This is a genomic window from Duganella sp. 1411, assembly GCF_017833525.1.
Classification (GTDB): Bacteria; Pseudomonadota; Gammaproteobacteria; order Burkholderiales; family Burkholderiaceae_D; genus Rugamonas.
Window position 1 is genome coordinate 2464733 of record NZ_JAFICD010000001.1, and the last position, 13412, is coordinate 2478144.

Sequence of the window (13412 nt, forward strand, 5' to 3'; positions counted from 1 at the left end):
ATTGTCTTTTATAGATATTTTTTATTTAATTATGCTATAAGGAAACTGCACCATTGAATGCCGTGGTTCACGGCACCCCTACAAGGACTTAAATGAAACATCAACTCCCCCTGGTTCCGCTGGCCCTGGCCGGTCTTTGCGCCCTGGCCGGCTGTGGCGGCTCCGACGGCGACAACACTCCGGCCCCGCCGCCCACCGTCGTCAAATATGGGATCGGTGGCACCGTCAGCGGCCTGCCGGCCGGCGCGTCGCTCACCCTGGCCAACGGCAACGACACCGTCAACGTAGCCGCCAGCGGCAACTTCACCTTCCCCGTCACCGTTCCGGCGGGCACCGCCTACGCGGCCACCATCAAGACCCAAAGCGCGGGCACGACCTGCCAGCTGCAAAACGGCACGGGCACTGTCGGCACCGCAGCCGTGACCAACATCGCCGTGAGCTGCGCGCCGGTGTTGCTGGCGACGCTGCCGTTCACCCCGGCCCCGCAGTTCGCGGCCGACTTCCAGGGCAATCTCTATCTGGCGGACACCGCTCAAAACCTGGTTCGCCGACTTTCGTCGACGGGCCAGCTGACGGTGCACGTCGGCGGCGCCCCCGGCGCGCCGTTCGTCGCGCCCGACGCGGTGGGCATCAGCCGCGCCGGCCAACTGTACGTCATCGACCACCCGACGGACACTTCCTACCGTGTCCGCCTCGCGGGGCTGGACGGCACCTACATCATCAGCGCGATAGCCCTGCCCGGGCTGCGTTACCACTGGATCGCCGCGTCCGCCGCCGAAGACTTGGCGGCGGTCGACCAGGGAGGCGCCAGCGTCCTAAGGCTGAATCCGAAATGGCCCGCCACCGTCATCGCCAGCGCCGACGTGGCGACCGCGCTGGCCGGCACGCAAGGCGCGGCCAGCAATTATGCGCCCGCCTCGGTTGTGTATGGCAATGAAACGGACAGCACGCTCTACATCGCCGACAGCGGCAACTCGGTGATCTACAAGTCGCAGTTCCGCGGCCCGGTCACCGTGTTCGCGGGCACGCCGGGCGTGCGCGGCTCGGCCGACGGTGCCGCCGGCACCGGCAAGCTCGATTTGACGGCCGCCAGCGCCCTCACCATCGACGAATCGGGCAACCTGTATGTCAGCGGCGCCGGCGGCGTACGCAAGATCGCGCCGAACGGCACGCTGTCCACGCCGCAACTGGCCTGGGGCACGCCGGCGCTCGACAGCATCACCTACGCCAAGCCTTTGCTGTACGGCCGCGTGCAAAACACCTTGATCCAAACCTATCTGCCGTAACACACCCGGCATCGCGGGCTGGCCCGCGAGCGCCGCGTACCAATGAAAAAAGCCCGGTTCCGCATGCTGCGGAACCGGGCTTTTTTTTGAACGCGACCGTGTGCGCTCAGGCGTCGATCAACGCTGATCCAGCGGCTTGACGTCGCGGGTGGTCGAACCGACGAACAGCTGGCGCGGACGGCCGATCTTCTGTTCCGGATCGGCGATCATTTCGTTCCACTGGGCGATCCAGCCGATGGTGCGGGCCATGGCGAAGATACCGGTGAACAGCGACACCGGGATGCCCAGCGCCGATTGCACGATGCCCGAGTAGAAGTCGACGTTCGGGTACAGCTTGCGCGAGACGAAGTATTCGTCGCTCAGCGCGATTTTTTCCAATTCCATCGCCAGCTTGAACAGCGGGTCGTCCTGCAGGCCCAGCTCTTCGAGCACCTCGTAGCAGGTCTCGCGCATCAGCTTGGCGCGCGGGTCGAAGTTCTTGTACACGCGGTGACCGAAGCCCATCAGCTTGACGCCGGAGTTCTTGTCTTTCACTTGCGCGATGAAGGCCGGGATGTTCTCGACGGTGCCGATTTCCTTCAGCATGGTCAAGGCCGCTTCGTTGGCGCCGCCGTGGGCAGGACCCCACAGGCAGGCGATGCCGGCGGCGATACAGGCGAACGGGTTGGCGCCCGACGAACCGGCCAGGCGGACGGTCGAGGTCGACGCGTTCTGCTCGTGGTCGGCGTGCAGGATCAGGATGCGGTCGAGCGCGCGCACCAGCACGTCGTTGACCTTGTATTCCTCGCACGGGTTGCCGAACATCATGCGCATGAAGTTGGCGCTGTACGACAGGTCGTTGCGCGGATACATGAACGGCTGGCCCATCGAGTACTTGTACGCCATCGCCACCAGGGTCGGCATCTTGGCGATCAGGCGGATGGCCGAGATCTCGCGCTGCTTGGCGTCGTTGATGTCGAGCGAGTCGTGGTAGAACGAGGCCAGCGCGCCGACCGTGCCCACCAGCACCGACATCGGGTGCGCGTCGCGGCGGAAGCCGCGGAAGAAGAATTGCATCTGCTCGTGGACCATGGTGTGCTTGGTCACGGTTTCAACGAACTCGGCCTTCTGCACGGTGTTCGGCAGTTCGCCGTTCAGCAGCAGGTAGCACGATTCCATGAAGTCGGCGTTGACGGCCAGCTGTTCGATCGGATAGCCGCGGTACAGCAGCTCGCCCTTGTCGCCATCGATGTAGGTGATGGTCGAGTTGCAGGCGGCGGTCGACATGAAGCCCGGGTCGTAGGTGAACTTGCCGGTGCCGGCGTACAGCTTGCGGATGTCGATCACGTCGGGACCGACGGTGCCTTTGTAGATCGGGAATTCCACCGATGGGCTGCCATCGGAGAATGACAGGGTGGCTTTGGTGTCAGAAGTATTCATGGACTCTTCCTTTTTCTAGGGAGATGGGGCAAGTAAAAAAACGCAAAAATTCTGGCTGCCTTCAGCGGCCTCAGGCTTGTCGCAGTCGTTGCAGCAGCGCATGCACGTGCGGCAGATCGACCTCGCCTTCCGGCTCTTTACGGGCCAGCACCAGATCCATCAGGGCATTGTCCGACAAATCGAGGAGCCGCGTGAACGCGTCCACTTCTTCGTCGGTCAATTCGGTTTCATGCGCATCGAGAAAACGCGTGAGGATGATGTCGTTTTCCAGCAGACCCCGGCGGGAGCGCCAGCGCAGGCGCGCTCGGTTGGCCGGGTCGGACTGATGCGCAGATTGGTTCGGTTCAGTCATGGGTCACTACTTTACACTGCGCGCGCCAAACGTGCTGGAGCGCCACTACTAAAACGGAACGGACAAAAAACAGGCGGCGCTGAGGCCGCCCGCAATTGCGCTTAGATCGCGCGGCGTACCATCAGCTCTTTGATCTTGCCGATCGCCTTGTTCGGGTTCAACCCTTTAGGGCAAACGTCGACGCAGTTCATGATCGAATGGCAGCGGAACAGGCGGTACGGGTCTTCCAGGTTGTCCAGCCGCTCGCCGGTGGCTTCGTCGCGCGAGTCGGCGATGAAGCGGTAGGCTTGCAGCAGGCCGGCCGGGCCGACGAACTTGTCCGGATTCCACCAGAACGACGGGCACGACGTCGAGCAGCACGCGCACAGGATGCACTCGTACAGCCCGTCGAGCTCTTCGCGCTCGGTCGGCGTCTGCAGGCGTTCCTTTTCGGGACGGATCGAGTCGTTGATCAGGTACGGCTTGATCGAGTCGTACTGCTTGAAGAACTGGGTCATGTCGACGATCAGGTCGCGGATCACCGGCAGGCCTGGCAGCGGACGTAGCACGATAGGTTCGGTCAGCTCGTTCAGGTTGGTGGTGCAGGCCAGGCCGTTCTTGCCGTTGATGTTCATCGCGTCCGAACCGCACACGCCTTCGCGGCACGAGCGGCGCAGGGCCAGCGAATCGTCGACGTCGGACTTGATGCGCTGCAGCGCGTCGAGCAGCATCTTGTCGGTGTCTTTCAGCTCGACCGTCACGTCCTGCATGTACGGCTTGGCGTCCTGGTCCGGATCGTAACGGTAAATTTTCAGTTTGAGAGTGCGTGCCATGGTCTTGCCTTAGAAAGTACGTGGTTTCGGTTTGAAGGTATCAACCGTCAATGGCTTGGTCACGACTGCCTTGTATTCGAGGCGGTTGTCTGCCGAGTACCACAGGGTGTGCTTCATCCAGTTGTCGTCGTCGCGGTGCGGGTAGTCGTCGTGGGCGTGGGCGCCGCGCGATTCCTTGCGCGCCACGGCCGACAGCATCGTCGCCTTTGCCGTTTCGATCAGGTTGTCCAGCTCCAGCGCCTCGACGCGGGCGGTGTTGAACACCTTGGACTTGTCCTTGAACGAGACGTGCTTGCGGCGCTCGTCGAGCACCATGATCTCCTTGGCGCCCTGCTGCATGGTCGCCTCGGTGCGGAACACGCCGCAGTATTTCTGCATCGTGGCGCGGATGTCGTTGGCGACGTTCTGCACTTTTTCCGAGCCGGTCGACGTTTCGAGCTTGTTCAGGCGGTCCATCGCGAAGTCCGACGCGTCCTTCGGCAGCGGCTTGTTTTCCTTCTGCTTCAGGTTCGACGCGACCACGTGGTTGCCGGCCGCGCGGCCGAACACCACCAGGTCGAGCAGCGAGTTGGTGCCCAGGCGGTTGGCGCCGTGCACCGAGACGCAGGCGCATTCGCCGATCGCGTACAGACCGTTGACGATCTTCTGCGTGCCGTCGCCGTTCGGGGTGACGACCTGGCCGTGGATGTTGGTCGGAATACCGCCCATCTGGTAGTGAATCGTCGGCACGACCGGAATCGGTTCCTTGGTGGCGTCGACGTTGGCGAACTTGTGGCCGATCTCCAGGATCGACGGCAGGCGCTTGGCGATGGTGTCGGCGCCGATGTGGCGCAGGTCCAGCATCACGTGGTCCTTGTTCGGACCGCAGCCGCGGCCTTCCTTGATCTCCTGGTCCATCGAACGCGAGACGAAGTCGCGCGGCGCCAGATCCTTCAAGGTCGGCGCGTAACGCTCCATGAAACGCTCGCCCTCGGAGTTGATCAGGATACCGCCCTCGCCGCGCACCCCCTCGGTGATCAGCACGCCGGCGCCGGCCACGCCGGTCGGGTGGAACTGCCAGAATTCCATGTCCTGCAGCGGCAGGCCGGCGCGCGCGGCCATGCCCATGCCGTCGCCGGTGTTGATGAAGGCGTTGGTCGAGGCGGCGAAGATGCGGCCGGCGCCGCCGGTGGCGAAGATGGTGGTCTTCGCTTCCAGGATCATCGTTTCGCCGGTTTCCATTTCCAGTGCCACCACGCCGACGACGTCGCCCTCGGCGTCGCGGATGATGTCGAGCGCCATCCATTCGACGAAGAAGTGGGTGCGGGCGCGCACGTTGCGCTGGTACAGCGTGTGCAGCAGCGCGTGGCCGGTGCGGTCGGCCGCGGCGCAGGCGCGCTGCACGGCTTTTTCACCGAAGTTGGCGGTGTGGCCGCCGAACGGACGCTGGTAGATGGTGCCGTCGGGATTGCGGTCGAACGGCATGCCGAAGTGTTCCAGCTCGTAGACGACCTTCGGTGCTTCGCGGCACATGAATTCGATCGCGTCCTGGTCGCCCAGGTAGTCGCCGCCCTTGACGGTGTCGAACATGTGCCAGAACCAGTTGTCCTCGGCCATGTTGCCCAGCGAGGCGCCGATGCCGCCCTGCGCCGCCACGGTGTGCGAGCGGGTTGGGAACACTTTCGACAGCACGGCGACGTTCAGGCCGGCTTCGGCCAGTTGCAGCGAGGCGCGCATGCCGGAGCCGCCGGCGCCGACGATTACCGCGTCAAAGCGGCGGGTTGGAATTCCAGTTTTAATAGCTGCCACGATTACACACTCCAGAGTATCTGTACCGACCATACGGCACAAGCGATCAACCACAACATGGTGGCGATTTGCAGGATCAGGCGAATGCCGACGGGTTTGACGTAGTCCATCCACACGTCGCGCATGCCGACCCAGGCGTGATAGAACAGGCCGAACAGGGTGACGGCGGAAATCAATTTGAACCATTGCTGGGCGAACAGAGCGGCCCAGCCTTCATAGGTGAAATTCTGGCCGCTCAGGAACGAGATCAGCAGGATGGCCGTGTACAGGACCATGACGACGGCGGTGACGCGCTGCGCCAGCCAGTCCTTGAGGCCGTAATGGGCGCCGACGACGCGACGCTTAGGACCGACATTGTTATTCACGTTTGCCATATCAGAACACTCCAAACAGTTTCAGGGCGACCAGCGCCGTCAGGACCAGGCTGATGACCAGCACGGCGGCCGACGATTGGCGCGCCGAATCCTTGTCCAGGCCGATGTGGGTATCCATCACCAGGTGGCGTACGCCAGCGCAGAAGTGGTGGAAGTAGCCCCAGCACAGGGCCAGGATGATCAGCTTGACCAGCGGATAGGTGACAAAGCCTTGGTAGTGTGCGAAGGAAATCTCGGAACGCAGGCTCTCTTGCAACAAATACAGCACGAATGGGAGCAACAGAAACATCAACGCGCCGCTGATGCGGTGCAGGATGGAGACGATGGCGGCCAGGGGCTGGCGATATTTAAGGATTTCGGTAACATGGATATTACGGAACTCCGGCCGTTCTTTTTTAGGGACTTCCCTTACGGCTTCTGACATAACAAGACCTCCTCAGGCTTAAACAAAAATTGGTTAGACCGCGATTTTCGCCGATTTTCGCGTTGATAACCAATATCTATTGTTACATATAACTAAAATAGTGTTTCGCAACACCGTCCGGCGGCCGCTTTCCGCAGCTCAACGTATTATCAGCGCAACAATGCTACCGTGGTATGACGCACGGTAGATTTGTCCGCTACCTGACGCGCTGTCTCGCCCGCCAGGGTCTCCCTCTCCACTCGCTTGAGTTCAGTTCAGCTCATTGTGATAATGATGACGCTCGGTCAAATACTGTCCGCGGCGCAACTCCACCGGCTTGTCGCCATACGTGAACGAAACCCGCTCCGACGCCAGCAGCGGCGTGCCGGCGGCGATGTGCAGCAGCGCGGCGACGCCGTCGTCGGCGCACACGGCGCGGATTTTCTCCGTCGCCCGTATCATGCGGGTGCCGAATTCGGACTCGAACAGCCCGTACATCGGGCCCTTGTATTCAACCAGCCGCTCGGCAGTCAAGCCCTTGAACGTCACGCCGGGCAACCACATCTCCTCGACGATAGTGGGCACGCTGCCGAACGATTGCACGCGCTTGATATAGATGACGGCGTCGCCGGATTTCAGGTCGAGCAGGCGCGCCACGTCGGCGGGCGCGCGCATACGCTTGACTTCAATGAACTTGCTTTCAGGATAGTGCGGCACGCCCTCGTCGGGCATCAGCTTGAGGAAGCGGAAGTGGGCGCGCGCCTCGTGGTGGGTGGCAACAAAGGTGCCCTTGCCCTGCTTGCGCATGACCAGGTTCTCGGCGGCCAGCTCGTCGATGGCCTTGCGCACGGTGCCCTGGCTGACTTTGAAACGGTTGGCCAGCTCGACCTCGCTGGGGATCAATTCGCCCGGCTTCCACTCCCCCGATTGCAGGCTCTGAGTTATCAGCGCCTTGATTTGCTGGTAAAGTGGGGAGAATGTCGGCGAGCTGCCGGTCGCCACGGCCGCCGGCGCGCCGGCCGCGGACGGCGTCGACGCTGGCGCCGAACCCGCCGACGCTCCCGCGGCGCCACCGGCACTCGAGGCTGGGCTGCTGCTGTTCGGATTGGGCGGGACGGGATTCATAGACCGAGATTTCACCACAAATGCCCACTTCCGTCCAGCAAAACCGGCAACAACTTATCTGTCTTATATAAGACATAAGATAGGATTGACAGAAGCTAGTTACGCGCCTACACTCCGCAGCCATGCGCTTATATGCTGTGGATTTGCAGTATCATTATGGATTAGGTTTTCCCGGGCCGGCACGGTCCAGATTTAAGAACGCGGTCTAGAACACTTTCATTCCCACTTTGGAGATTCATCATGGCTAAAACCCCAATGCGTGTTGCTGTCACCGGCGCCGCCGGTCAAATCGGTTACGCTCTGCTGTTCCGCATCGCCAACGGCGACATGCTCGGCAAAGACCAGCCGGTCATCCTGCAACTGCTGGAAATCGCCGACGAAAAGGCACAGAAAGCCCTCAAGGGCGTCATGATGGAAATCGACGACTGCGCCTTCCCGCTGCTGACCGAGATGACCGCCCACTCCGACCCGATGACCGCCTTCAAGGACGTCGACGTGGCCGTGCTGGTCGGCGCCCGTCCGCGCGGCCCTGGCATGGAACGCAAGGACCTGCTGGAAGCGAACGCCCAGATCTTCACCGTGCAGGGCAAGGCGCTCGACGCCGTCGCCTCGCGCAACGTCAAGGTGCTGGTGGTCGGCAACCCGGCCAACACCAACGCCTACATCGCCATGAAATCGGCGCCGTCGCTGCCGGCCAAGAACTTCACCGCCATGCTGCGCCTGGACCACAACCGCGCGCTGTCGCAAGTGGCCGCCAAGACCGGCACCGCCGTCAAGGACATCGAGAAGCTGACCGTGTGGGGCAACCACTCGCCAACGATGTACGCCGACTACCGTTTCGCCACCGTCAACGGCAAGGCCGTCAAGGACCTGATCAACGACCAGGAATGGAACGCCAACGTGTTCCTGCCGACCGTCGGCAAGCGCGGCGCCGCCATCATCGAAGCGCGCGGCCTGTCGTCGGCCGCGTCGGCCGCCAACGCCGCCATCGACCACGTGCACGACTGGATGCTGGGCACCAACGGCAAGTGGACCACCATGGGCGTGCCGTCGGACGGTTCGTACGGCATCCCTGAAGGCACCATGTTCGGCTTCCCTGTCACCACCGAAAACGGCGAATACAAAATCGTCCAGGGCCTGGAAATCGACGCCTTCTCGCAAGAGCGCATCAACCTGACCCTGAAGGAACTGACCGAAGAGCGCGAAGGCGTCAAGCACCTGCTGCCGTAAGCTTTCTTCGTGCGCCAAGTGGAACCGGTTAAACCACCGATCCGCCGCACCCGCCGCGCTGCCGAGAGCAGCGCGGCGTCCGTTCAGCCGATAGCGGCCAGCGCCGCCACCCAGCCAACCGCCATTCCAGACCACACCCGCATGCACCCATCCGAGGTTTTATTCCAGGGCAATCGCCAGCCGCTGCTGCTGCCGGCCTGCGACCACTACGCCGGCTCCGAAAAGCTGATGCGCAAATCGATCGCCCTGCAACAAGAACTTGGCCCGCTGTTCGACATCACGCTCGACTGCGAGGACGGCGCCAGCGCCGGCAACGAGGCCGCCCACGCGCGCCTGGTCGCCGAGCTGCTCAACTCCGACGACAACAAATTCAACCGCATCGGCGCCCGCGTGCACGACGTCGGCAGCCCGTTCTTCGCCCAGGACGTCGAAATCATCTGCGCCGCCGCGCCGCGCCTGGCCTACCTGGTGCTGCCCAAGGTGCACTCCGCGCAAGAGGTCATCGACGCCATCGCGCTGATCAACCGCCACGCCGCCCAGGCCGGCCGCGGCGCCGACAACCCGGTGCCGGTGCACGTGCTGATCGAGACCCACGGCGCGCTGCGCCAGGCCTACGACATTGCCGCCATCGCGCAGGTGCAGTGCCTGTCGTTCGGCATCATGGACTTCGTCTCGGCGCACTACGGCGCCATTCCCGGCGCGGCCATGCGCACGCCGGGCCAGTTTACGCACCCGCTGGTGGTGCGCGCCAAGCTGGAGATCGCCGCCGCCTGCCACGCGCACGGCAAGGTGCCCTCGCATAACGTCACCACCGAGATCAAGGACACCGCCGTCGCCGCCAACGACGCCCAGCGCGCCGCCGCCGAATTCGGCTACACGCGCATGTGGAGCATCCACCCGAACCAGATCAAGCCGATCATCAAGACCTTCACGCCGCGCCTGTCCGAGGTGAACGAGGCCGCCGCCATCCTGCACGAGGCGGCCGCCGCGCAGTGGGGGCCGATCGCGCAGAACGGGCGCTTGCACGACCGCGCCAGCTACCGATATTATTGGACCGTTTTACAGCGCGCCAAACTGGCCGGGCTGAGCTTGCCCGAGTCGGTCGCCGCGCTGATGAACCCCGCCGACCACCCACTGGAAACAAACTGATGTCGATCACCAAACTACTCACGGCCTGCGGCTTCGCGCTGGCCTCGCTGTCCCTGGCCGCCGGCGCCCACGCCGCCGCCGACACCACCCCAACCACGGCCAAGAAAACGGTCAAGAAGTCGACCAAGGCGACCAAGAAGGCCGCCAAGGTCGAGGAGGCCCCGAAGGCGCCCGACGAGGACGCCGACGAACCGGCCATCACCGATTCGTCCGTCACCGAGTTCGACTGCGAACTGGGCAACAAGATCTCGATCTACGCCAACACCGGCGACGACTCGCACATCGCGCTGCGCTGGAAAAAGCGCCTGCACCGCCTCACGCGCGTGGGCACGACCACCGGCGCCCAGCGCTTCGAGAACAAATTGTACGGCCTGATCTGGATCGGCATTCCGGCCAAGGGCATGCTGCTCGATTCGAAGCAGAACCGCCAGCTGGCCAACGAGTGCCGCAACGCCGAACAATTGAAGCCGGTCACCGCCACCAGCACCGAGCCGACCAGCACCAAGATCACGATCCAGTAATACCACGGTTCCAAAACGGGGCGCGCCGGCACGGGCGCTTTGCAGCACGCTGTCATTCAACAAATAGACGATACCCACTGAAGGAGAGGTCATGTCCCGCAACACTCTGAACACGCTTAAGGATTTCAACATTTCGGGCAAGAAGGCGAAGTTCTACTCGCTGCCTGCACTGGAAAAGAGCCTGGGCGCCAAAATCTCCCGCCTGCCGGTATCGATCCGCGTGGTGCTGGAATCCGTGCTGCGTAACTGCGACGGTAAGAAGGTTACCGAAGAACACATCAAGCAGCTGGCCAACTGGAGCCCGACCGGCGAGCGCACCGACGAGATCCCGTTCGTCGTCGCCCGCGTGGTGCTGCAGGACTTCACCGGCGTGCCGCTGCTGGCCGACCTGGCCGCGATGCGCAACGTCGCCTACAAGATGGGCGTCAACGCCAAGAAGATCGAGCCGCTGGTCCCGGTCGACCTGGTGGTCGACCACTCGGTGACCATCGACCACTTCCGCGAGCCGAACGCGCTGGACCTGAACATGAAGCTGGAATTCTCGCGCAACAACGAGCGCTACCAGTTCATGAAGTGGGGTATGCAAGCCTTCGACACCTTCGGCGTGGTGCCGCCGGGCTTCGGCATCGTCCACCAGGTCAACCTGGAATACCTGGCGCGCGGCGTCCACAAGGACGCGGCCGGCGTGTACTACCCTGATTCGCTGGTCGGCACCGACTCGCACACCACCATGATCAACGGCATCGGCGTGGTTGGCTGGGGCGTGGGCGGCATCGAAGCCGAAGCCGGCATGCTGGGCCAGCCGGTCTACTTCCTGACCCCGGACGTGATCGGCGTCAACCTGACCGGCGTGCTGCGCGAAGGCTGCACCGCGACCGACCTGGTGCTGACCATCACCGAACTGCTGCGCAAGGAAAAAGTCGTCGGCAAGTTCGTCGAGTTCTTTGGCGAAGGCACCGAGACGCTGTCGGTCACCGACCGCGCCACCATCGCCAACATGGCGCCTGAATACGGCGCGACGATGGGCTTCTTCCCGGTCGACGACGCCACCATCGAATACTTCGAAGGCACCGGCCGCACCAAGGCGGAAATCGACGCCTTTGCCGCCTACTTCAAGGCGCAGGGCATGTACGGCGTATCGAAGGCCGGCGAGATCGACTACACCCGCGTGGTGGAACTGAACCTCACGAGCGTTACGCCATCCTTGGCCGGTCCTAAGCGTCCACAGGACCGTATCGAAATCGGCAACGTGAAAAACAACTTCACCGAACTGTTCTCGAAACCGACCACCGAAAACGGCTTCAACAAAAAGCCGGAAGACCTGTCGAAGACCTACACCACCACCAACGGCGTGCACGTGAAAAACGGCGACGTGCTGATCGCCGCGATCACCTCGTGCACCAACACGTCCAACCCGAGCGTGCTGCTGGCCGCCGGCCTGCTGGCCAAGAAGGCCGTCGAAGCCGGCCTGACGGTCGCCCCGCACATCAAGTCGTCGCTGGCCCCCGGCTCGCGCGTGGTCACCGAGTACCTGACCGCCGCCGGCCTGCTGCCGTACCTGGAAAAGCTGGGCTTCGGCGTGACCGCCTACGGTTGCACCACCTGCATCGGCAACGCCGGCGACCTGACCCCGGAACTGAACGCGGCCATCACGTCGAACGACATCGTCGCCTCGGCTGTGCTGTCGGGCAACCGTAACTTCGAAGCGCGGATCCACCCGAACATCCGTTCGAACTTCCTGGCCTCGCCACCGCTGGTGGTGGCCTACGCGATCGCCGGCAACATGACCGTCGACCTGATGACCCAGCCGGTCGGCAAGGGCACCAACGGCAAGGACGTGTACCTGGGCGACATCTGGCCGACCTCGCAAGAGATCGCCAAGCTGATGAAGTTCGCGATGAACTCGAAAGTGTTCAAGACCAACTACGCCGACGTCAAGGGCAACCCGGGCAAGCTGTGGGAGCACGTGTCGACCACCGAAGGCCAAGTGTACAACTGGCCGGCGTCGACCTACATCGCCGAGCCACCGTTCTTCGACGGCTTCGAGATGACCCCGAAAGCGGTCGCGGCCGGCATCGAAGGCGCGCGCGCGCTGGGCGTGTTCGGCGACTCGATCACCACCGACCACATCTCCCCTGCCGGCTCGATCAAGGAAGACGGCCCGGCCGGCAAATGGCTGCTGGCCAACGGCGTGCTCAAGGCGGACTTCAACTCCTACGGCTCGCGCCGCGGCAACCACGAGATCATGATGCGCGGCACCTTCGCCAACGTGCGCATCAAGAACAAGATGATCCCGCCAAAAGCGGACGGTTCGGCGGTCGAGGGCGGCATCACGATCCACCAGCCATCGGGCGAACAGCTGTCGATCTACGACGCGGCAATGAAGTATGTTGCCGAAGGCACGCCGACCATGGTGTTCGGCGGCGAAGAGTACGGCACCGGCTCGTCGCGCGACTGGGCGGCCAAGGGCACCCAGCTGCTGGGCGTGAAGGCGGTCATCGTGCGTTCGTTCGAGCGTATCCACCGCTCCAACCTGGTCGGCATGGGCGTGCTGCCGCTGCAATTCATCGGCAACGACAGCGTCGAGTCGCTGGGCATCACCGGCAAGGAAACCTACGACCTGAAGGGCCTGGAAGGCGAGATCAAGCCACAACAGCTGGCCACCCTGGTGATCCACCGCGCCGACGGCTCGAGCCAGGAAGTCAAAGTGTTGTTGCGTATCGACACCCCGATCGAAGTCGACTACTACAAGCACGGCGGTATCCTGCCATTCGTGCTGCGCCAGCTGCTGGCCGCCTAAGCAGCCGCTTAAACTAGTTTCAGACGTCGAAAACACCCTGTCCGCGCAAGCGGCAGGGTGTTTTTTTTCGTCCCGCACGATTGAAAACATTTCCCAAATGAAATTACTTGTCGCATAATCGGCTTCGCTATGTATTTTTTTAACATTTGAGCT

Annotated in this window: 12 protein-coding genes; 5 read left to right on the forward strand and 7 right to left on the reverse strand. The window is 62.9% G+C overall.

Translation table 11 applies throughout. The features are described 5' to 3' along the window. Positions 1-92 precede the first annotated feature (92 nt). The gene (locus JOD97_RS10300) at positions 93-1286 is read left to right on the forward strand and encodes a hypothetical protein (protein WP_209716143.1); all 1194 of its coding nucleotides are present in this window, start codon (positions 93-95) and stop codon (positions 1284-1286) included. A 117-nt stretch (positions 1287-1403) separates the two neighbouring features. On the opposite strand, the gene gltA is transcribed toward JOD97_RS10300, so the two are convergent. The 7 genes from gltA to JOD97_RS10335 all read right to left on the reverse strand — a co-directional run bounded on the left by gltA (position 1404) and on the right by JOD97_RS10335 (position 7559). After that, entirely contained in the window at positions 1404-2705 is a 1302-nt protein-coding gene (gene gltA / locus JOD97_RS10305) for a citrate synthase (RefSeq protein ID WP_209716146.1), read from the reverse strand. 70 nt (positions 2706-2775) lie between these two features. Next, complete coding sequence (locus tag JOD97_RS10310; protein WP_209716149.1) at positions 2776-3057, reverse strand: succinate dehydrogenase assembly factor 2; 282 nt, start codon at positions 3055-3057, stop codon at positions 2776-2778. Positions 3058-3158: 101 nt separating this feature from the next. Continuing rightward, positions 3159-3869: a succinate dehydrogenase iron-sulfur subunit gene (locus tag JOD97_RS10315; RefSeq protein WP_209716152.1), complete on the reverse strand. Its 711-nt coding sequence runs from the start codon at positions 3867-3869 to the stop codon at positions 3159-3161. Positions 3870-3878: 9 nt separating this feature from the next. Further along, positions 3879-5657 carry a succinate dehydrogenase flavoprotein subunit gene (gene sdhA / locus JOD97_RS10320; RefSeq protein ID WP_209716156.1) on the reverse strand — a complete coding sequence of 593 codons (1779 nt, stop codon included), beginning with the start codon at positions 5655-5657 and terminating at the stop codon, positions 3879-3881. A 2-nt stretch (positions 5658-5659) separates the two neighbouring features. Further along, a complete protein-coding gene (gene sdhD / locus JOD97_RS10325; protein ID WP_209716159.1) occupies positions 5660-6031 on the reverse strand; it encodes a succinate dehydrogenase, hydrophobic membrane anchor protein in 372 nt (123 codons plus the stop codon). A 1-nt stretch (position 6032) separates the two neighbouring features. Then, positions 6033-6455, reverse strand: a complete 423-nt coding sequence (sdhC, locus tag JOD97_RS10330; protein WP_209716162.1) for a succinate dehydrogenase, cytochrome b556 subunit — start codon at positions 6453-6455, stop codon at positions 6033-6035. A gap of 249 nt (positions 6456-6704) precedes the next feature. Beyond that, positions 6705-7559, reverse strand: a complete 855-nt coding sequence (locus JOD97_RS10335) for a GntR family transcriptional regulator (protein WP_209716166.1) — start codon at positions 7557-7559, stop codon at positions 6705-6707. A 240-nt stretch (positions 7560-7799) separates the two neighbouring features. On the opposite strand from JOD97_RS10335, the gene JOD97_RS10340 reads away from it, so the two are divergent. From JOD97_RS10340 to acnA, 4 genes are all read left to right on the forward strand, one after another. Further along, a complete protein-coding gene (locus JOD97_RS10340) occupies positions 7800-8789 on the forward strand; it encodes a malate dehydrogenase (RefSeq protein ID WP_209716168.1) in 990 nt (329 codons plus the stop codon). Between the two features lie 141 nt (positions 8790-8930). Beyond that, positions 8931-9938 carry a CoA ester lyase gene (locus JOD97_RS10345; RefSeq protein ID WP_209717439.1) on the forward strand — a complete coding sequence of 336 codons (1008 nt, stop codon included), beginning with the start codon at positions 8931-8933 and terminating at the stop codon, positions 9936-9938. Further along, entirely contained in the window at positions 9938-10459 is a 522-nt protein-coding gene (locus JOD97_RS10350; protein WP_209716170.1) for a hypothetical protein, read from the forward strand. The genes JOD97_RS10345 and JOD97_RS10350 overlap by 1 nt, the downstream gene beginning before the upstream one ends. Positions 10460-10550: 91 nt before the next feature. After that, the gene (gene acnA / locus JOD97_RS10355; RefSeq protein ID WP_209716172.1) at positions 10551-13259 is read left to right on the forward strand and encodes an aconitate hydratase AcnA; all 2709 of its coding nucleotides are present in this window, start codon (positions 10551-10553) and stop codon (positions 13257-13259) included. Positions 13260-13412: the final 153 nt, after the last annotated feature.